The sequence below is a fragment of the Streptomyces sp. NBC_00310 genome, assembly GCF_036208085.1.
Lineage (GTDB): Bacteria > Actinomycetota > Actinomycetes > Streptomycetales > Streptomycetaceae > Streptomyces.
Genome location: NZ_CP130714.1, coordinates 5,555,514 through 5,576,207 on the forward strand (window position 1 = coordinate 5,555,514; position 20,694 = coordinate 5,576,207).

The following is a 20,694-nucleotide window of genomic DNA, read 5'->3' on the forward strand; positions in this document are numbered from 1 at the left end:
GCGGTCGCCGCGTCCCCGGCGCCACGCCTGCGGACGCGGAGGCGCCGTCTCTCTCCGATGGCAGGGCCCTGAGCTCGCCGGACGCCCGGCTGCTCGCTCGCCGCGCACAACCGCGCCGCGCACAAAGGCCCGTCGCCCACGCGGAAGGAACTCGGCGCGGGCGCGATCGCGCCGGCGGTGGCGTAGCCGCCCAGGGCAGCACGGCAGCACGGGTGACAGAAGGAGGCACGAGGACCGTGAACCACGAACCGGCCGGGGCCGCGTATCGCATCGAGGATCTGGCGCACCACAGCGGCGCCACGGTCCGGACGATCCGCGCCTACCAGGACCGCGGACTGCTCCCCCGTCCCGAGCGACGCGGCCGGGCGAACGTGTATTCGAACATGCATCTGACCAGACTGCGTCAGATCGCCGACCTCCTCGACCGCGGCTACACCCTGGCCTCCATCAAGGAGCTCCTGGAGGCCTGGGACACGGGCCGCGGCCTCGGCGGAGTGCTCGGCCTGGCCGCGGAGGTCGAGGGGCCGTGGACCGACGAGGAGGCCGTACGGATCTCGCGGGCCGAGCTGATCGAGCGATTCGGCGGCGCTCCGGACGAGGCGGCGGTGGCGGACGCGGTCGAGCTGGGCGTGCTGGAGCCGGTGCCCGGCGAGGCGGATCTGTTCCTCGTGCCCAGCCCACAAGAGCTGGCCGTGGCAGCCGAGTTGCATGAGGCCGGGGTGCCCCTGTCCGCGATCGCCGGTCATCTAAGGGAGTTGAGGGGACAGGTCGAGCACATCGCCACCCGTTTCATGGAGTTCACCACCGAGCATGTGTTCGCTCGCTATATCGGGCAGCACCAGCCACCGACCGAGGCCGACACGGTCGAGGCGGCGACGCTCGTACGACGTCTGCGACCGCTGGCACAGCAGACGGTGGACGCCGAACTCGCGCGCGCCATACGACTGTTCGCTACCCGTCAGCTGCGCCGCCATCTCGGCTCCGCCCCCGCCGCCACACCTGCGGAGGAGTCGTGTTCCGTACGGATCCCGGCGTCGACAATGCGAGCGGTCGAAAGGCTGGTTGGCCCCGAGCAGGTATCGGCCTTCATCGCGGCGGCAGCCGAACGGGAGGTACAGTCGCGCACCTTGGACTCACTCACTGCAAATATGCGCGAAACCAACAAAGTTCACGAACCACCCTGAATCAGAAAGGTAGTTGTCCACAGAATCTTCAATTCACCTGTGGATAACTCCACTTGGCTGTGGATCAAACATCCGGATCAAAATCACGTGCGTGACGCAGGTCTCGCCAGGCACGCTGGTGGGATGAACGAACGACGTACCGTGAGAGTGTCCAAGTACCTCTCGAAACACCTGCGACACCAGCCGGAGCGGATCGGGCTCACGCTCGACGAGGGCGGCTGGGTCGGGATCGACACGCTCATCGAGGCGGCCGCCGCCCACAACTTCCACTTCACCAGGGCGGAACTCGACCACGTGGTCGACGCCAACGACAAGCAGCGCTTCGCCGTCGAGGGCGACCGGATCCGCGCCAACCAGGGCCACACCGTCGAGGTCGACCTCGGCCTGGCCCCGGCGACGCCGCCGCCGTACCTCTATCACGGGACCGTGGCGGCCTATCTGGGCGCGATCAGGGCCGAGGGCCTGCGCGCCATGAACCGGCATGACGTGCACCTCTCACCCGACCGCGAGACCGCCACCCGCGTCGGCGCCCGCCGCGGCCGTCCCGTCGTGCTCTCCGTGGACGCGGGTGCCATGCACCGCGACGGCCACGTCTTCCGCGTCAGCGACAACGGGGTGTGGCTGACCGAGGCGGTTCCGCCTCAGTACCTGCGGTTCCCCGCGTCGCACTGAGCGGGACCACCCCGCGACTGCCCTTACGCTCCATGTATGAGTCTGCGTCTGAGCACCGTGATCCTGCCGTACCTCCGCTGGCACGAGGGCGGCCGTGACACGTGGCAGCGCGCCGAGCAGCTCGGGTTCCACACCGCGTTCACGTACGACCACCTGTCGTGGCGGACCTTTCGGGACGGGCCGTGGTTCGGCGCCGTGCCGACCCTGACCGCCGCAGCCGCCGTCACCGACCATCTGCGCCTCGGCACTCTCGTGACCTCGCCGAACTTCCGGCACCCGGTGACCCTCGCCAAGGAACTGATCTCCCTCGACGACATCTCCGGCGGCCGGATCACCCTCGGCGTCGGCGCGGGCGGCACCGGCTTCGACGCCACCGCGCTCGGCCAGGAACCGTGGACGCCGCGCGAGCGCGCCGACCGTCTCGCCGAGTTCGTCCCCCTGCTCGACCGGCTCCTCACCGAGGACTCCGTCTCGTACGAGGGCGACTACTACTCGGCCCATGAGGCACGCAACATCCCCGGCTGCGTCCAGCGTCCCCGGCTGCCCTTCGCGGTCGCCGCCACCGGGCCGCGCGGGATGCGGCTGGCCGCACGGTACGGGCAGGCGTGGGTGACCACCGGGGACCCCAAGCTGTTCGAGACGGGCACCCCCGAGCAGTCGGTTCAAGCCATGCGTGGGCAGGTCGAGAGGCTGGCCGACACGGCCGCCGCGCTCGGCCACGACGCGGCCCGGCTCGACAAGATCCTCCTCACCGGTTTCACCCCGGACCGCGGCCGGCCGCTGGAGTCGCTGGACGCGTTCGTGGACTTCGCGGGCCGCCACGCCGAGCTGGGCTTCACCGACCTCGTGGTCCACTGGCCGATCCCGGACTCGGACTTCGCCGCGGACGAGAAGGTCTTCGAGCGGATCGCCATGGAGGCATTGGCCCAGCTGGCGTGAGCGCTTCCCGGAGCAGTCCCGACCGGGGTGCACACGGCGGCTCGTAGGAGCGCGAGCGCGGTCGGTCGTAACAACGCAGGTAGTCGGCGGGTCGGAGCGGTAATCACTCACCTGTGCGGGCGCCCGCACGACCGTGCGCGCATATGCGCGACAATGGGGTCCGTGACCTCAGCGACGAGACAGCCCGAGACCCCGGCCCCGACCGTCCCGCTCCGGCTGATAGCCACGGATCTCGACGGCACCCTGCTCCGTGACGACAAGTCGGTCTCCCCGCGCACCGTCGCCGCCCTCGCGGCCGCCGAGGCGTCCGGCGTCGAGGTCTTCTTCGTCACCGGCCGCCCGGCCCGCTGGATGGACGTCGTCAGCGAACACGTCCACGGCCACGGCCTCGCGATCTGCGGGAACGGCGCCGCCGTGGTCGACCTGCACGGCGGCCCGGGCGCCCATCGCTTCGTCAAGGTCCGCGAGCTGGCGCGGGAGAACGCGCTCGACGCCGTACGACTGCTGCGCGAGGCGGCACCGGGCACGGTGTACGCGGTCGAGCAGACGTACGGCTTCAACCAGGAGCCCGAGTACCCGAAGCTCCACATGGAGATCCCCGACATCCTCGCGCCCGCCGAGAAGCTGCTGGCCCAGAGCGGTGCGGCCGACGACGAGCCGGTACTGAAGATCCTCGCGTACCACCCGTCGATCGACCCCGACGACTTCCTCGCCACCGCCCGTATCGCCGTCGGCGACCGTGCCACCATCACCCGCTCCAGCCCCAGCGCCCTGCTGGAGATCAGCGGACCGGGCGTCTCCAAGGCCAGCACCCTCGCCCTGTGCTGCGCCGAGCGCGGTATCTCCCACGAGGAGGTGGTCGCCTTCGGTGACATGCCGAACGACGTCGAGATGCTCACGTGGGCGGGGCAGTCGTACGCCATGGGCAACGCGCACCCGGACGTCCTCGCGGCGGCATCCGGCCGGACCGTGGCCAACAACGAGGACGGGGTGGCGGTCGTGATCGAGCGGCTGCTGGCGGAGCGGCTGTAGCCGCGACCGCCGGGCTCACCACCGTCCCCGGGCGCATCAGCGACGCCGCCGAGCTCGCCACCACCGCCGCCGAACCCATGACCGCCGCTCCGCCCACGGCCACCCCCGTGCCGGAGCGCCCGGCTACAACTCCACCCCGTGCTCCCGCAGCCACGGCACGGGATCCACGGCCGACCCCAGCTCCGGGGTGACCCGTACCTCGAAGTGCAGGTGCGGTCCGGTGGAGTTGCCGGTGGTGCCCGACTGGCCGATCCACTGCCCCGCCGCCACTCGCTCGCCCTGGTCGACGGTGACGGCGGCGAGGTGCGCGTACTGCGTGCAGTAACCGTCGGCGTGCTCGACGACGACCTCGATGCCGAAGGCTCCCCCGCACGACACCTTCACCACACGCCCCGCCCCGACCGCCCGCACCGGCGTGCCGATCGGCACCGCGAAGTCCTGCCCGGTGTGCTGACTGGCCCAGTGCTCACCACCGCTGCCGTAGCCCGCGGAGAGTTCGTACGTGCCCACTGGCGCCACCCACGCCTTCGAGGGCCCGCCGGCCGGCTGCTTCAGTCGGACGGCTCCCCGGCAGGCGCCGGCCGCGACCGCCTCGTCGGCCTGCCCCTGAAGCGTCCACTGCGCCACCTCGAGCTTCTGCTGGATCACCTGCTTGATCTCGGAGAGTCCGGTCTTCCACTCCTCCAGCGCTCGCCACGCCGTCGCGGCCTTCGCCTCGTCCGCGGCGAGCCTCGCCTCCGCGCGGCGGCTCTTGGCCACGGCGTTGTTGACCGCCAGATCGGCCTGCCAGACAGCCCGGTGCCCCCGCATCAGCTGCTCCGGGTCAGCCGCGAGAAGCATCTGCGCGGTGTACGGCACCCCGCCGCCCTCGCGGTACTGGGCGCGCGCGATCCGGCCCAGGTCGGTGTTCAGCACCCCGATCTGCTTCCGTTCCCGCGCGAGCAGTTTCTCCAGCCGCTCCGCCTTCACCTTCTGCGCCTCCGCCACCCGCCGCCCCGCCTCGTACCGCTGCGTCGCCACCGCCGCTTCCTCGAACAACCGCACCACCTGGGCGCTGAGCCCTGCCTCGCCGGTCCCACCCGGGGTCCCACCGCCGCCGCTGTCGGCCGCCGTCGGCCGGACCACGAGAACCGCCGCTGCACACAGCGGCACGACGACGAACAGCGAGTGTCGGCGAGAGAAGCGCATATGCGATCGTGGCCCGGCCCCCCGCGCCAGTCCTGTTCGAGTCGTACGGCCGGGGGACACGCTGCCCCCGTACGGGCCAAGGGACTAGGCCGAACAGGGGCCCGGCTCAGGTGTGTTCGGCCCGGTCACTCGCGGGCCAGTTTGAGCCGTACGAGACGGTCCGCGAGGCGGTCCTGCTCAGACGGGCCGTGCCAGCAGTCGGCCACACGACAGCGGCCCGACGGCAGCGGGCAGTCGGCGTCGGCCGGGACGGCCACCGCACTCAGCGAAGCTCCGGCCACACCACCGTCTGCCGCCCCACCCGTTCGTCCGCAACGGTCGGACGGTCGGTCGGGCGCCCGGCCGACCGTCCGTCAGAGCCGCGACGAGATTCTCCGGCGAAGCCGCGATCGATCAGACTGAGACCAGCAGCTCTCCCGCCGCCTCCCGCTCCACCATCGTCCGCAAGGGGCCGTCCACCAGGGCCAGTTCCGCATAGGTCCCACGCTGCGCGACGCGTCCCTCCGCCAGCACGACCACCTCGTCCACGGCCTCGAGGCCGGCCAGCCGATGGGTGATCAGCAAGGTCGTGCGGCCCTCGGTCGCGGCCAGCAGGTCCTCGGTGAGCGCGTCGGCCGTCGGCAGGTCCAGATGTTCCGCGGGCTCGTCGAGGACGAGAACCGGGAAGTCGGCCAGCAAAGCACGGGCGAGGGCGAGCCGCTGACGCTGGCCGCCGGACAGCCGTGCCCCGTGCTCACCGATCAGGGTGTCCAGCCCGTCGGGGAGTTCGTCGGCCCAGTCGAGCAGCCGTGCCCGCTCGAGCGCGTCCCGCAACTCCGCCTCGCCCGCGTCCTTCCGGGCGAGCAGCAGGTTCTCCCGCACCGTGCTGTCGAAGAGGTGAGCGTCCTGGGCGCACAGCCCCACGAACCGCCGTACGGCGTCACCCTCGAGCGCGTACGCGTCCACCCCACCCAGCGTGTACGTCCCGTCCCGCGCGTCCAGGAACCGCAGCAGCACCTGTGCGAGCGTCGTCTTGCCCGCCCCCGAGACACCGACCACGGCGATCCTGCGCCCCTGTTCAAGGGTGAGGTCCAGCCCGGCGAGCGCGTCCCGGTCCTGCCCGGCGTACCGCGCGCCGATCCCTGCGAGCCGCAGCGGGAACGGCGACACGGGCGCCTCGGCCGACTCCCGCGGCTCGCGTACGGGGTCGGGGGCGTCCAGCACCTCGTACACGCGCTCCGCGCTCCTGCGGACCCGCTGGCGGAACTGGACGGCCAGTGGCATCCCCAGCACCGCCTCGAACGCGGCCAGCGGGGTGAGTACGACGACGGCCATGGCCACACCGCTCAGCCGCCCGCCGACGACTGCCTGCGCGCCGAGAAGCGCGGTGGCAGCGACGGTGAGCCCGGAGACGAGCGTGGTGAGTCCGTCGCCGAGCGCCGTGGCGGTGGCGGCTCGGGAGGCGATCCGGGTGAGTACGTGGTCCGCCCGCCGCGCCTCGGCGGTACGCGCGGGCAGGGCGCCCGCGACCGTCAACTCGGCGGTGCCGGTGAGCAGATCGGCCACGCGGGTGGCCAGCACCCCGCGGGCCGGCGCCAGCCGGTGCTCCGCCCGCCGGGCCACGGACCCGGTCACGAGGGGGACCCCGGCGCCGGCGGCGAGCAGCCCGACGGCGAGAGCCGCTCCGGCCTCGGGCAGCAGCCAGGCCGTGAACCCGACGGAAGCGGCGGAGACGGCCACCGCGGCCCCGGCGGGCAGCAGCCAACGCACCCAGTAGTCCTGCAGGGCGTCCACGTCGGCGACCAGCCGCGAGAGCAGATCGCCGCGCCGGGTCGTCCGCAGCCCGGCGGGTGCCAGCCGCTCCAGCCGCCGGTAGACGGCCACCCTCGTGTCGGCCAGCATCCGCAGCACCGTGTCGTGCGACACCAGCCGCTCCGCGTACCGGAACACGGCCCGCCCGATCCCGAACGCCCTCGTCGCCGTCACCGCGACCATCAGGTACAGCACCGGAGGCTGCTGCGAGGCCCGCGAGATCAGCCAGCCGGAAGTCGCCATCAGCCCGACGGCGCTCCCCAGTGCGAGGCTGCCGAGCAACAACGCGAGGGTCAGCCGGCCCCGGCGCGGGCCTGCCATGTGGCGAACACGGCCGAGTACACCCTGCCGGGCGGCGTGGTTCGATGCATCGCGGCGTGGCACCGTGATCCCAGCCCCAGCCCCAGTCGCAACCCCAGCCGCAGTCGCAGCCGCGTCGAGGGGCACCCGCGCAGCAGCAGTCTTCTCGATTGCCCTCGCGTCGACGGCCCGTCCGGCCGCCGTTGCCGTTCCAGAAGAGCCGGACTCTCCCCGATCCTCCCCTTCGGCTCCCTCGGAAGGCCTGAGCGCACCGGCGGGCTCCCCCGACAAGGGCTCCCGGGTGGACAGCGCCTCAGCCGCCCGTCCCTCCAGCCGCACCACCCGATCCGCCACGCCCAGCAGAGCCGGCCGGTGTACCACCAGCAGCACGGTCCGCCCCACCGCCAGCCGCCGTACCGCCTCCACGACCTCCGCCTCGGTCTCCCCGTCCAGTGAGGCCGTCGGCTCGTCGAGGAGCAGCACGGGCCGGTCGGCGAGGAACGCACGGGCGAGGGCGAGCCGTTGCCGCTGTCCGGCGGAGAGACCGGCCCCGTCCTCGCCGAGGACCGTCTCGGCCCCGGCCGGCAGCGCGTCCACGAACTCCAGCGCACCCGCGTCGGTGAGCGCCCGCCGTACCGCCGCGTCGTCCGCGTCCGGACGTGCCAGCCGTACGTTCTCGGCGATCGACCCGGCGTACAGGTGCGGCCGCTGCGGCACCCAGGCGACGTGCGAGCGCCACTCGTCCAGGTCGAGCGAGGCGAGATCGGTGCCTCCGACCCGCACCCCGCCCGCCGTGGCCTCCGTGAACCCCAGCAGGACGTTCAGGAGCGTCGACTTGCCCACACCGCTCGGTCCGACGAGGGCCACCGTCTCCCCGGGGGACACGGTGAAGGACACGTCCGAGACGGCATCGTGCGAGCGCCCGGGGTACCGGACGGTGACCCCGTCGAAGTGGAGGGCACCGGCGGACGGCACAGCCCCGGTCCCGGACGCCGGAAGCGGTGTCTCCAGGACCGCGAAGATCTCCTCGGCCGCCGCGAGTCCCTCGGCGGCCGCGTGGAACTGGGCGCCCACCTGCCGGACCGGCAGATAGGCCTCGGGGGCCAGCACGAGGATGACCAGCCCGATGTACAGATCCATCTCACCGTGTACGAGTCGCATGCCGATGGTGACCGCGACCAGCGCGACCGAGATCGTGGCGAGCAGCTCCAGCGCGAAGGACGACAGGAAGGCGATCCGCAGCGTCCGCATCGTCGCCTGCCGGTACTCGCCGGTGATCCGCTTGATCGACTCGGCCTGCGCCTTGGCCCGGCCGAACACCTTCAGCGTCGGAAGCCCGGCGACGACATCCAGGAAATGCCCCGACAGCTGTGACAGGAGCCGCCACTGACGGTCCATCTGCGACCGGGTTGCCCAGCCGATGAGCACCATGAAGACCGGGATCAGCGGCAGCGTCCCGACGATGATCGCCGCCGACACCCAGTCCTCGGTGACGATCCGCGCGAGCACCGCGACGGGCACGACGACGGCCAGGCCCAGCTGCGGCAGATAGCGCGAGAAGTAGTCGTCGAGCGCGTCGGCCCCCCGGGTGGCGAGGGCGACCAGCGAACCGGTGCGCTGCCCGCTCAGCCAACCGGGCCCCAGAGCGGTGGCCCGCTCCAACAGGCGCCCCCGCAACTCCGACTTCACCGCCGCACTCGCGCGGTGAGCGGCCAACTCGGTGAGCCAGGAGACCAGGGCCCTTCCCAGCGCGACCGCCGCCAGGAGCAGCAGAGGAGTACGGAGTTCAGCGACCGCCATCCCGTGCTGGAAGGCGCCGACCACGATCTCGGCGATGAGCATGGCCTGCGCGATGACGAGCGCGGCCCCGACGACACCCAGGCCGACGACCACCACCAGGAAGAGCCGGGTGGCGCGGGCGTACCGCAGCAGTCGCGGATCGATCGGTTTCACGTGAAACACCCTCTTCTCGGCAGGCATGTTTCACGTGAAACATGCCTCTTCGGCCTGAGGAGGTGTGTTTCACGTGAAACATCGTCAAACACACCTCCCACCGGGACTCAGTGCGCCGACTCGGCGATGTGCTGTGTACCGATCCGCTTGCGGAACACCCAGTACGTCCACCCCTGGTAGAGCATGACCACTGGTGTGGCGACTGCCGCACACCACGTCATGATCTTCAGGGTGTACGGACTGGACGAGGCGTTGGTGACCGTGAGGCTCCAGTCCTCGTTCAGCGAGGAAGGCATGACGTTCGGGAAGAGCGTCAGGAAGAGCATCGCGACGGCAGCCACGATGGTGACCCCGGACAGAGCGAACGCCCAGCCCTCGCGCCCCGCTCGAACCGCCACCAGCGCCGTCACGAGCGCGGCGACCGCCACGGCCGCAGCGACCAGCGAAGCTCCGTCGCCCTTCTCGATCTGGGTCCAGAGCAGGAAGAGCAGCGCCAGTCCGGCCGTCACGGCACCGACGCGCAGCGCCAGCGTCCGCGCCCGCTCCCGGATGTCACCGACGGTCTTGAGGCCGACGAACACCGTCCCGTGGAAGGTGAACAGCGACAGCGTGACCAGACCGCCCAGGAGGGCGTACGGGTTGAGCAGGTCGGCGAAGTTGCCCACGTACTCGAAGTCGCGGTCGATCTTCACTCCGCGGACGATGTTGGCGAAGGCCACGCCCCACAGGAACGCGGGGAGCAGCGAGGTCCAGAAGATCGCCGTCTCCCAGTTGCGCTGCCACTTCTCCTCGGGCCGCTTCACCCGGTACTCGAAGGCGACGCCCCGGACGATCAGACAGACCAGGATGAGCAGCAGCGGCAGATAGAAGCCGGAGAAGAGGGTGGCGTACCACTCGGGGAAGGCGGCGAAGGTCGCGCCGCCCGCCGACAGCAGCCACACCTCGTTTCCGTCCCAGACGGGCCCGATGGTGTTGATGAGGACCCGCTTCTCCGGACGGTTCCGGGCCAGCAGCTTGGTGAGGACACCGACCCCGAAGTCGAAGCCCTCCAGGAAGAAGTAGCCGATCCACAGGACGGCGATGAGAACGAACCAGACGTCGTGAAGTTCCATGACTGTGCTCCCTTGGCCCGGTGCGGCCTAGTACGAGAAGGCCATCGGCTTGTCGGCGTCACGGGAGTCGCCGCCGATCTTCGTGGGCGGGTTGAGGTCGGCCTCCGTCAGTTCCGGTGGCCCCGCCTTGACGTACTTCACGAGCAGCTTGACCTCGACGACGGCGAGGATGGCGTACAGCACGGTGAAGACGATCATCGAGGTGATGACCTCGCCCTGGGAGACACCGGGGGAGACCGCGTCCTCGGTGCGCAGCACGCCGTAGACAACCCATGGCTGGCGGCCCATCTCGGTGAAGATCCAGCCCCAGGAGCTGGCGATCAGTGGGAAGCCCAGGGTCAGGACCGCGATGCGCCAGTACCACTTGGTGAGGGTCGGGCCGAGGGCCTTCTTCGGCAGCAGGACGAGATGCGGCACCTCGTCGTCGCCGACCCGCAGGTGCTGCGGCAGCAGGAACTTCTTGCGGGTGAGCCAGAGTCCGACCATGCCGATGGCGAAGGACGCCATGCCGAAGCCGATCATCCACCGGAAACCCCAGTAGGCGACGGGGATGTTGGGCCGGTAGTCGCCGGGCCCGTACTTCTCCTGCTCGGCCTTGTTGACGTCGTTGATGCCGGGGACGTACGAGTCGAAGTCGTCGTTGGCGAGGAAGGACAGCAGACCGGGAACCTCGATGGCGACCTTGTTGTGGCCCTTGTCTACGTCGCCATAGGCGAAGACGGAGAAGGGCGCGGGCGCCTCGCCGTCCCACAGGGCCTCGGCGGCGGCCATCTTCATCGGCTGCTGCTTGAACATGACCTTGCCGAGCAGGTCGCCGCTGATCGCGGTGAGCATGCCGGCGATCACCATGGTGACCAGGCCGAGTCGCAGCGAGGTCTTCATCACCGGGATGTGCTTCTTGCGGGCCAGATGGAAGGCGGCGATGCCGACCATGAAGGCACCGCCGGCGAGGAAGGCCGCCGTGAGGGTGTGAAAGACCTGGGTGAGCGTGGTGTTCTGGGTGAGGACGAGCCAGAAGTCGGTGAGCTCGGCCCGGCCTTTGGCCTCGTTGATCCGGTAGCCGACGGGGTGCTGCATCCAGGAGTTGGCCGCGAGGATGAAGTACGCCGACAGGATGGTGCCGATGGAGACCATCCAGATGCAGGCCAGGTGGATCTTCTGCGGGAGCTTGTCCCAGCCGAAGATCCACAGGCCGATGAAGGTGGACTCGAAGAAGAAGGCGATCAGCGCCTCGAAGGCGAGCGGGGCCCCGAAGACATCACCGACGAAGCGGGAGTAGTCGGACCAGTTCATGCCGAACTGGAACTCCTGCACGATGCCGGTGACGACACCCATCGCGATGTTGATCAGGAAGAGCTTGCCCCAGAACTTGGTGGCCTTGAGGTACTTCTCCTTCCCCGAGCGCACCCACGCGGTCTGCAGGCCGGCGGTGAGCGCGGCGAGCGAGATCGTGAGGGGGACGAAGAGGAAGTGGTAGACGGTGGTGATGCCGAACTGCCATCGCGCCAGAGTCTCCGGCGCCAGAGCGAGGTCCACGTCTTCTCCTTACATGCCGTGGCACTGCGGCAGTTTGTCCCGCCTGCCACGTACATCTCAGGACAACCGGGACGCGCTTGTGAACGCGTTCACATTCACAAGCAATTATGACGCATACCCGTTCGAGCATCGATGGGTGGGGGGTCCCTAAGTCCGTGCCGATGGGCCTATGGCGCAAACAGGCACGTCAGCCCTATCGCGCACGCGGAAGGGGTTCGGGAGATCCCGAACCCCTCACCGCCGAGAGCACCGAGAGCTAGAGCTCCTTGCGGAACCCTTCCGTCACCTTCAAGAAGATGTCATTCCCCTCGGTCTCGCCGATCGTCACGCGCACACCCTCGCCCGGGAACGGCCGCACGACGACACCGGCCTGCTCGCACACACCGGCGAACTCGACCGTGCGCTCCCCCAGCCGCAGCCACACGAAGTTCGCCTGCGTCTCCGGAACCGTCCAGCCCTGGGCTCGCAACGTCTCGACAACCCGGTTCCGCTCGCAGACCAGCGAACCGACCCGGCCGATGAGCTCGTCCTCGGCGCGCAGAGAGGCGACCGCGGCGTCCTGTGCGAGTTGGCTCACACCGAACGGCACGGCCGTCTTGCGCAGGGCGGCCGCCACCGGTTCGTGGGCGATCGCGAAGCCCACCCGGAGTCCCGCGAGGCCGTATGCCTTGGAGAAGGTGCGCAGCACACAGACGTTCGGGCGCTCGCGGTAGAACTCGACGCCGTCCGGCACCTCGGCATCCCGCACGAACTCGCGGTACGCCTCGTCCAGCACCACCAGCACATCACCGGGCACCCGGTCGAGGAACCGCTCCAGCTCGGCCCGGCGGACGGCCGTCCCGGTCGGGTTGTTCGGATTGCAGACGAAAATCAGCCGGGTCCGGTCGGTGATCGCGTCCGCCATCGCGTCCAGGTCGTGCACGTCCCCCGGCGTCAACGGCACCTGCACGGACGTCGCGCCGCTGATCTGCGTGATGATCGGGTACGCCTCGAACGACCGCCAGGCGTAGATCACCTCGTCACCAGGCCCCGAGGTCGCCTGCAGCAGCTGCTGGGCGACACCGACCGAGCCGGTACCCGTGGCCAGGTGCGTGACCGGCACCGCGAAGCGGTCCGCGAGCTCGCTCATCAGTCCCGTGCACGCCATGTCCGGGTACCGGTTGAAGGACGCGGCCGACCCGGTCACGCTCTCCAGCACCCCGGGCAGCGGCGGATAGGGATTCTCGTTGGAGGACAGCTTGTACGCCACCGGGCCGCTCGCCGCGGCCGGCTTGCCGGGCTTGTAGGTGGGGATCCCCTCCAGCTCGGCTCGCAGCTTGGGGCTCGTCTCGCTCACCGCAGTCCTCCTCGTCGACGTAATGCTTCTCACCTTATGAGGATTCGGCGCCCCTGCGAATGGCCTGTGGACAACCGCGTCCGTCCCGCATCCACACCTCTGCTGTCACACCAGCCCCACGGGCATCAGCACACGAAGGGGTACGAATCAGGGGGGCGTGCCGTTCGCGGACGCACGCGCCGGTGGCTCACGCCGTAGCGCGCATCACCCGTGCAGGTGAGTTGAGACCTCTTCGAAACATCAGCTACTTGGCAGGCCTATGCGCGCCGACAAGTCACGTAGTGCCATTGGATCGTTCAACTCCCTTACAATCCAAGGCACTTGACCCTGTATGACCTTGCAGAAACGTGCCTGTCAACGAGTGCATATGCGTCCGCACTACCCCACCGCATGAGCCCTACTATCGGCTCGCCATGACAGCAGCAGGGAAGCACCAGGTGAGCCGCGCGGAAACTCCCCGCCGAGGCACCCGGTCGGGCCGGGCGGGCATCCGGGACGTGGCCGCCGCCGCCGGAGTCTCCATCACGACCGTTTCCGACGCCCTCAACGGCAAGGGCCGGCTCCCGGACGCCACCCGACGCCATGTACGCGAGGTCGCCGACCGACTTGGCTACCGCCCCTCGGCGGCGGCCCGAACCCTCAGAACCGGCAAGTCAGGCCTCATCGGCCTGACCGTGACCACATACGGGGATGAACCTTTCACCTTCACCGAGTTCGCGTACTTCGCGGAAATGGCGCGGGCCGCCACCTCGGCCGCGCTGGCCCGGGGCTACGCCCTGGTCATCCTCCCCGCGACCTCGCGGCACGACGTGTGGTCGAACGTCGCCCTGGACGGCACCGTGGTCATCGATCCCTCGGACCACGACCCGGTCGTCAGCGAACTGGTCCGCCAGGGCTTACCGGTGGTCTCCGACGGCCGCCCGGCCGGCTCGCTGCCGGTCACCGCGTGGGTCGACAACGACCACGAGGCCGCCGTCCTCGGCATCCTCGACCACCTGGCCGCCGCGGGAGCACGGCGGATCGGGCTCCTCACGGGCACGACGACGGACACGTACACGCATCTCTCCACCACCGCGTACCTGCGCTGGTGCGAGCGAGTGGGCCAGGATCCGGTGTACGAGGCCTACCCGGCGCACGATCCGTGCGCCGGAGCCGTCGCCGCCGACCGGCTGCTGGCCCGGCCGGACCGCCCGGACGCGGTCTACGGCCTCTTCGACCCGAACGGCACCGACCTGCTGGCCGCGGCCCGGCGGTACGGCCTGCGCGTCCCCGAGGACCTGCTGCTCGTCTGCTGCAGCGAGTCCGCCGTGTACGCGACCACCGAGCCGCCGATCACCACGCTCTCGCTCAAGCCTCGCCGGATCGGCACGGCGGTGGTCCAGCTCCTCATCGACGCCATCGAGGGAGTCGAATCGGACCAACCGGTCGAGCAGGTGATACCGACGGAGCTGATCGTGCGGACCTCGTCCGAGCGGCGTCCACCGCGTACGACGGTCAGCCCGCCACGATCACCCGAAGAGGGTTGACGCCCGAGCTGAGGATCCGAACGGGAATTGGGCGGGAGAGCCCCGCCCAATTCGGGAGAAAACCGCGGCGAACTGGGGCCCTGCGCCATTTCACCACCCCTGGGTCATCACATGGCGCGATCCGCATTCCTATGATGGGCGCACACACCGTGGGCCGCTGCGACCAGGCAGTCCGATGCGGTGCAGATGCGGGCGATGGTGGTGGAGGGGTCGATGACTCAGGGGGCCGGTCAGGGACCCGAGGTGCGGACGCCGACGGTGCGCGATTTCCGCGTGCCCGCGTACGTCCACGAGGCCGGTCCGTACGGCCACACCGCAGACCCCGGAGAGGCCTCCAGGCCCTCTGAGGAACCCGAGGGCTACCCCGAGGGATACACCCCGACCCAGCGGGACCTTCCGGTGATCAAGCGGGGTGACACGCTCCAGGTCGTGATCGACCCGGAGACCGCGGAGGCCGAGCAGTCCTCCGCCCGGCCGGGTCCGCTCTTCGTCGTCGGGGACGTCCACGGCTACCTCGACGAACTCCTCGCCGCACTGCGCGAGAAGGGCCTCGTCGACACCGCGGGCAACTGGTCGGCGGGCACCGCCCGGCTCTGGTTCCTCGGAGACTTCACCGACCGGGGCCCGGACGGCATCGGCGTCATCGATCTCGTGATGCGCCTGTCCGCCGAGGCCGCCGCAGCAGGGGGCTACTGCAAGGCCCTCATGGGCAACCACGAGCTGCTGCTGCTCGGCGCCAAGCGGTTCGGCGACACCCCCGTCAACTCCGGCGCGGGCACTGCCACCTTCCAGGCCGCCTGGCTCCTCAACGGCGGCCAGAAGACCGACATGGACCGCCTCCAGGACCACCACCTCCAGTGGATGGCCCGCCTGGACGCCATGGAGGAGGTCGACGGCCACCTCCTGGTGCACTCCGACACCACGGCCTACCGCGACTACGGCGACTCCATCGAGGCGGTCAACGACACCGTCCGCGAGACGATCACGCGCAACGACCCGGACGAGGTCTGGGACCTCTTCCGCAAGTTCACCCGGCGCTTCTCCTTCCGCGACGAGGGCGGCGCCGATGCCGTGCGCTCACTGCTGGAGACCTACGGTGGCACTCGCATCGTCCATGGTCACAGCCCCATTCCGTACCTCCTGGGCGAGGTCGGCTCGGAGGACGGCGAGGACCGCTCGGGCCCCTCGGTGAACGGACCGTACACGTATGCGGACGGTCTGGCCGTCGCCATGGACGGCGGCGTGACCATGGCCGGAAAGCTGCTGGTCCAGGAACTCCCGTTGCGTAGCTGAGCCTTCAACGGGCAGGCGTCCCCCGTCGGAAGACTTGGCTGGCCAGGGGCCAATTTCTTCAAACCCCCTGTCACCGCCTGCCGTCACCGCTCTACCATCGGCTTATCCGTAGCAGGCTCCCCTCCGTTTCTGCCCGACGGCTCGTCAGCATGCCGAGCCACAAGCCCTACGGAGCATCGGGGGATGCACATGAACAGCGTTCCGCAGCACCTGCTCAGTGAGGACCGCCAGGAGTACGAGCGGATCCTCGGCGAGGCGCTGCGCTCCGCACCACAGCGCCCGGAATTCGCCGCCGGCCTCCAGCGGCTCAACCGCGAACAGCTGCGCACCATGGCTCTCAACGCCACGGCGATCATCACCGCCGCCGCGACGACCGAATACCAGTACTACGTCAAGGTCCGCGACGAATTCCGCAACCCGCCGTCGACCACCACGCCCGCCCGCGAGGGGACGGCGTCCGGGTCCAGCGAACCGGACGGCACCGCGGTGGGACTCGCCGCCACCGTGGGCGAGGTCACCGAGGCCGTCGGCGCGGGCGCCGGTGCCATAGCCACGGTGCTCGCTCCCGTCCTCGCCGGAACCGCCGCGGTGCTCTTCCTGCTCGTGGGGTACGTCATGAAGGTGCTCGACCCCGAGCGCGCGATCGCCGAGACCCTCCTCACCACGGGGTGGGTCTTCGGCGCGGTCACGGCGGCGGCGATCCTCGTGGCCGCGATCGGCCTCCTGCTCACCGCCCTGCGCAACAACGCCACCGCCCTTCTGGACGACGGAGCGCGCAGCGAGCTGAACGAGGAGGTGACCCGGGCCAGGGAAGCCTGGTGCGAGGCCCTCCTGGAGCGCGGCATCCTGCCGTTCCTCCGCGATGCCCTCGCCAACCCGGGCCCGGCGGTGCTGAGCGAGCCGGACCAGCCGGCCCGGCCCAGCCGCATGCCCCACCTCGGTTACAACCGCCCGAGCTTCAGCAGCAGCCCGGACAGCGGCGGCGCCGGCTCCCGCCCCAGCTACAGCAGCCCGGACTTCTCCAGCCCGGACTTCGGCGGGCCGGAGCACCAGCCCGAGTAGCACCCGGGCTGCGGCCGCCACCCGGAAGCAACCGGGCTTCGGCGGCCATCTGGCACGCCCCCGGCCCGCGGGCCGGAACAGGCCCCACGGCACCGCCCAACCCGCGGCGGCGGGCTCTCCCGGCAACCGGCCGGAAGAGCACCGCTCGTCGCACAGGCAGCAGTTCGCCGCACGAGCGGTGGCGGCCGCGACCGGACCACTTCGCCGCCCATGGCTTTCGGCGGAGGTGCCCCTCAGTCCGCCATCGGCAGATAGACCCGGTTCCCCGCCTCCGCGAACTCCTTGGACTTCTGGGCCATACCCGCCTCGATCTCGGACCGGGAACCACCGTGTTCACGACGGATGTCCTGGGAGATCTTCATCGAGCAGAACTTCGGTCCGCACATGGAGCAGAAGTGGGCCGTCTTGGCCGGCTCGGCCGGGAGCGTCTCGTCGTGGAACTCACGAGCCGTGTCGGGGTCGAGGGCCAGGTTGAACTGGTCCTCCCAGCGGAACTCGAAGCGGGCGTCCGACAACGCGTCGTCCCACTCCTGTGCGCCCGGATGTCCCTTGGCGATGTCCGCCGCATGAGCCGCGATCTTGTAGGTGATGACGCCGGTCTTCACGTCGTCACGATTGGGCAGTCCCAGGTGCTCCTTGGGCGTGACGTAGCAGAGCATCGCTGTGCCCCACCACGCGATCATCGCGGCACCTATGCCTGAGGTGATGTGGTCGTACGCCGGCGCGACGTCCGTGGTCAGCGGGCCGAGCGTATAGAACGGGGCCTCATCGCAGATCTCCTGCTGCAGGTCGATGTTCTCCTTGATCTTGTGCATCGGGACATGTCCCGGGCCCTCGATCATGGTCTGTACGTGGAAACTCTTGGCGATCGTGTTGAGTTCCCCGAGCGTGCGCAACTCCGCGAACTGCGCCTCGTCGTTGGCGTCCGCGATGGAGCCCGGCCGAAGGCCGTCACCGAGGGAGTACGTGACGTCGTAGGCGGCGAGGATCTCGCACAGTTCCTCGAAGTTCTCGTAGAGGAACGACTCCTTGTGGTGCGCCAGGCACCAGGCCGCCATGATCGAGCCGCCGCGCGAGACGATGCCGGTCTTGCGGTTCGCGGTGAGTGGCACATACGCGAGGCGCACGCCCGCGTGGACCGTCATGTAGTCCACGCCCTGTTCGGCCTGCTCGATGACCGTGTCCTTGTAGATCTCCCAGGTCAGCTCCTCGGCCTTGCCGTCGACCTTCTCCAGCGCCTGATAGAGCGGCACCGTGCCGATGGGGACGGGGGAGTTGCGCAGCACCCACTCGCGGGTGGTGTGGATGTTCCGGCCGGTGGACAGGTCCATGACCGTGTCGGCGCCCCACCGGGTCGCCCAGGTCATCTTCTCGACCTCCTCCTCGATGGAGGAGGTGACCGCGGAGTTGCCGATGTTGGCGTTGACCTTCACCAGGAACCTCTTGCCGATGATCATCGGCTCGATCTCCGGGTGGTTGACGTTCGCGGGCAGTACGGCCCTGCCCGCCGCGATCTCCTCGCGGACGACCTCCGGCGAGATGTTCTCCCGTACGGCCACGTACTCCATCTCGGGGGTGATCTCCCCGCGTCGTGCGTACGCGAGCTGGGTCACCGCCCGGCCGTCACGGCTACGGCGTGGCTGGCGCGGCCGCCCCGGAAACACCGCGTCGAGGTTGCGCAGCCCGCCACGCGGCGAGGTGTGCTTGACCCCGTCGTCCTCGGGGCGGACAGGACGGCCCGCGTACTCCTCGGTGTCTCCCCGGGCGATGATCCAGTTCTCGCGGAGGGGGAGGAGTCCCCGCCTGACGTCGGTCTCCGTTGTCGGATCGGTATACGGGCCGGAGGTGTCGTACAAGGTGACGGACTGCCCGTTGGTGAGGTGCACCTGGCGGACCGGCACCCGCAGATCGGGGCGCGAGCCCTCGATGTACGCCTTGTGCCAGCCGATGGACTTCCCGGCCTCCAGAGGCTGTTCGCCCTGGTTCGTTTCGCCCTCGGACGCGGTGGATACCCCGTCTGTCTGGCTGGAGGCAGGCGTGCGTGTGTCCTCGATGGTCATGAGACCTACTCCCTACGCCGGCATTACCCGGTAACAGGTTCAGCGGTCGACGCAGCGATTTCCGCCCGACGATGTTCCACGTGAAACATCGCGTCTGCGGAGGTCAGCGCCCTCTCAGCCCGGTGCTCCGAGCTCCCGCGTGTGCAAAGGTGCCTCCACGCTAGCGGCAGATGTGGCGCGGTGAACAGTGCGCATCGCTCGTTCTTGCGATGATCGGTCGGTGACCACGACGCAGCAGCCCCCGCCTCCGCCCCCCGAGCGACCCCACGGCCATGGCCCCGGAAACGGTCATGGGCACGGCTCCGACGGTGGCCATGGATACGGTTCCGGGGGCGGCCACGGCCCCGGAGACGGTCATGGATACGGTTCCGGAGGCGGTCATGGCCAAGGCCCGTCCTCCGGCGGCGGCCACTCCCACAGTCACAGCCATGGCCCCGCCGCGCCCGTTTCGCAACATCTGCGCAAGGTCATCGCGGCGGTGCTGATCCCCTTCGCGACCGCGGTCGTCGTGGGCCTCGTCGTGCTCTGGCCCGGCGGCGCCCCGGCACACGAGCGCACCGGGGTGGGCTTCGACCGGCAGACGCAGCAGGCCACCGTCACCAAGGTCGACGAGGTCGACTGCTCGTCGGTGAACGCCTCGGGTGTCCCCCCGACCGGCGACACGTCCACCGCCGAGGGCTCATCCGCCCAGCAGCAGGCGAACGGCACCTGCAAGAAGGCCACGATCCGAGTCGATACGGGCGACGACAAGGGCCGTACGTTCACGGAGATCGTTCAGCCGGACCAGTCACGGCAGTTGGAGCAGGGCCAGGAGGTCGTGGTCGCCTACGAGCCCGCCGCGCCCAAGGACCTGCAGTACTCGGTCACCGACGTGAACCGGAAGTTCCCGATGGCGCTGCTCGCCGGGATCTTCGCGCTCGCCGTCGTGGTGGTGGGCCGACTGCGTGGCCTCATGGCCCTGGTGGCACTGGCCATCAGCTTCCTGGTGCTGACCCTCTTCATCCTGCCGGCCATCCTGCAGGGCTCGAACCCGCTGGTGGTGGCGGTGGTCGGGGCGAGCGCCATCATGCTGATCGCTCTCTACATGTGCCACGGGCTCTCGGCCCGGACATCCGTGGCGGTGATCGGCACCCTGATCTCGCTGCTGCTGATCGGCCTGCTGGGTTCCGGATTCATCGGCTGGGCCTATCTGACCGGCAACACGGACGACAACACCGGCCTGATCCACGGGCTGTACCCGACGATCGACATGAGTGGTCTGCTGCTCGCGGGCGTCATCATCGGCTCGCTGGGTGTGCTCGACGACGTGACGGTCACGCAGACATCGGCGGTCTGGGAGCTGCACGAGGCCAACCCGGCGATGGGCTGGCGGGACCTGTACCGCGCGGGCATCCGGATCGGCCGGGACCATATCGCGTCGGTGGTCAACACCCTGGTCCTCGCCTACGCCGGCGCCGCGCTGCCACTGCTGCTGCTCTTCTCGATCGCCCAGAGCAGTGTCGGCACGGTCGCCAACAGCGAGCTCGTCGCCGAGGAGATCGTGCGCACGCTCGTCGGCTCCATCGGCCTCGTGGCCTCAGTGCCCGTGACCACCGCGCTGGCCGCCCTGGTCGTCTCGGCCGACCGCCCGGGGGCCCCGGAAGCGGCGGCCGTGCCGGCTCCGGCACGCGGCGGAAAGGGCCGCCGCCGGAAGCGCTGAAGCGTTACGGC

15 protein-coding genes are annotated in these 20,694 nt (G+C 69.9%); 8 read left to right on the forward strand and 7 right to left on the reverse strand.

Going from position 1 to position 20,694, the window contains the following annotated elements; genetic code table 11:
• Nucleotides 1-236 precede the first annotated feature (236 nt).
• The 4 genes from OG202_RS24385 (at nucleotide 237) to OG202_RS24400 (ending at nucleotide 3,827) form a co-directional block, all read left to right on the forward strand.
• Nucleotides 237-1,184, forward strand: coding sequence for a MerR family transcriptional regulator (locus OG202_RS24385; RefSeq protein WP_327728822.1), 948 nt, complete (start codon nucleotides 237-239; stop codon nucleotides 1,182-1,184).
• Between the two features lie 123 nt (nucleotides 1,185-1,307).
• A complete protein-coding gene (locus OG202_RS24390) occupies nucleotides 1,308-1,856 on the forward strand; it encodes an RNA 2'-phosphotransferase (RefSeq protein ID WP_327728821.1) in 549 nt (182 codons plus the stop codon).
• Nucleotides 1,857-1,892: 36 nt separating this feature from the next.
• Nucleotides 1,893-2,795 carry an LLM class flavin-dependent oxidoreductase gene (locus OG202_RS24395; protein WP_327728820.1) on the forward strand — a complete coding sequence of 301 codons (903 nt, stop codon included), beginning with the start codon at nucleotides 1,893-1,895 and terminating at the stop codon, nucleotides 2,793-2,795.
• Between the two features lie 162 nt (nucleotides 2,796-2,957).
• Nucleotides 2,958-3,827 carry an HAD family hydrolase gene (locus OG202_RS24400; RefSeq protein WP_327728819.1) on the forward strand — a complete coding sequence of 290 codons (870 nt, stop codon included), beginning with the start codon at nucleotides 2,958-2,960 and terminating at the stop codon, nucleotides 3,825-3,827.
• Between the two features lie 123 nt (nucleotides 3,828-3,950).
• On the opposite strand, the gene OG202_RS24405 is transcribed toward OG202_RS24400, so the two are convergent.
• From OG202_RS24405 to hisC, 6 genes are all read right to left on the reverse strand, one after another.
• Nucleotides 3,951-5,015 (reverse strand): M23 family metallopeptidase, encoded by a 1,065-nt coding sequence (locus tag OG202_RS24405; protein ID WP_327728818.1) that lies wholly within the window; start codon nucleotides 5,013-5,015, stop codon nucleotides 3,951-3,953.
• A 125-nt stretch (nucleotides 5,016-5,140) separates the two neighbouring features.
• The gene (locus OG202_RS24410) at nucleotides 5,141-5,296 is read right to left on the reverse strand and encodes a hypothetical protein (protein ID WP_327728817.1); all 156 of its coding nucleotides are present in this window, start codon (nucleotides 5,294-5,296) and stop codon (nucleotides 5,141-5,143) included.
• Between the two features lie 112 nt (nucleotides 5,297-5,408).
• A complete protein-coding gene (gene cydD, locus OG202_RS24415; protein WP_327728816.1) occupies nucleotides 5,409-9,059 on the reverse strand; it encodes a thiol reductant ABC exporter subunit CydD in 3,651 nt (1,216 codons plus the stop codon).
• 107 nt (nucleotides 9,060-9,166) lie between these two features.
• The gene (cydB, locus tag OG202_RS24420; protein ID WP_327728815.1) at nucleotides 9,167-10,171 is read right to left on the reverse strand and encodes a cytochrome d ubiquinol oxidase subunit II; all 1,005 of its coding nucleotides are present in this window, start codon (nucleotides 10,169-10,171) and stop codon (nucleotides 9,167-9,169) included.
• Nucleotides 10,172-10,198: 27 nt separating this feature from the next.
• Complete coding sequence (locus OG202_RS24425) at nucleotides 10,199-11,707, reverse strand: cytochrome ubiquinol oxidase subunit I (protein ID WP_328223594.1); 1,509 nt, start codon at nucleotides 11,705-11,707, stop codon at nucleotides 10,199-10,201.
• 256 nt (nucleotides 11,708-11,963) lie between these two features.
• Complete coding sequence (hisC, locus tag OG202_RS24430; protein WP_326580911.1) at nucleotides 11,964-13,043, reverse strand: histidinol-phosphate transaminase; 1,080 nt, start codon at nucleotides 13,041-13,043, stop codon at nucleotides 11,964-11,966.
• A 413-nt stretch (nucleotides 13,044-13,456) separates the two neighbouring features.
• Here hisC and OG202_RS24435 point away from each other — a divergent pair, with 413 nt between their 5' ends.
• The 3 genes from OG202_RS24435 to OG202_RS24445 all read left to right on the forward strand — a co-directional run bounded on the left by OG202_RS24435 (nucleotide 13,457) and on the right by OG202_RS24445 (nucleotide 16,924).
• Complete coding sequence (locus tag OG202_RS24435; protein WP_326580909.1) at nucleotides 13,457-14,569, forward strand: LacI family DNA-binding transcriptional regulator; 1,113 nt, start codon at nucleotides 13,457-13,459, stop codon at nucleotides 14,567-14,569.
• A gap of 198 nt (nucleotides 14,570-14,767) precedes the next feature.
• Nucleotides 14,768-15,862, forward strand: coding sequence for a metallophosphoesterase family protein (locus OG202_RS24440; protein WP_327732182.1), 1,095 nt, complete (start codon nucleotides 14,768-14,770; stop codon nucleotides 15,860-15,862).
• 183 nt (nucleotides 15,863-16,045) lie between these two features.
• A complete protein-coding gene (locus tag OG202_RS24445) occupies nucleotides 16,046-16,924 on the forward strand; it encodes a hypothetical protein (protein WP_327728813.1) in 879 nt (292 codons plus the stop codon).
• Nucleotides 16,925-17,157: 233 nt separating this feature from the next.
• On the opposite strand, the gene thiC is transcribed toward OG202_RS24445, so the two are convergent.
• A complete protein-coding gene (thiC, locus tag OG202_RS24450) occupies nucleotides 17,158-18,984 on the reverse strand; it encodes a phosphomethylpyrimidine synthase ThiC (RefSeq protein ID WP_327728812.1) in 1,827 nt (608 codons plus the stop codon).
• A 220-nt stretch (nucleotides 18,985-19,204) separates the two neighbouring features.
• Here thiC and OG202_RS24455 point away from each other — a divergent pair, with 220 nt between their 5' ends.
• Nucleotides 19,205-20,683 carry a YibE/F family protein gene (locus tag OG202_RS24455; protein ID WP_328223595.1) on the forward strand — a complete coding sequence of 493 codons (1,479 nt, stop codon included), beginning with the start codon at nucleotides 19,205-19,207 and terminating at the stop codon, nucleotides 20,681-20,683.
• The last annotated feature ends 11 nt before the right edge of the window (nucleotides 20,684-20,694 follow it).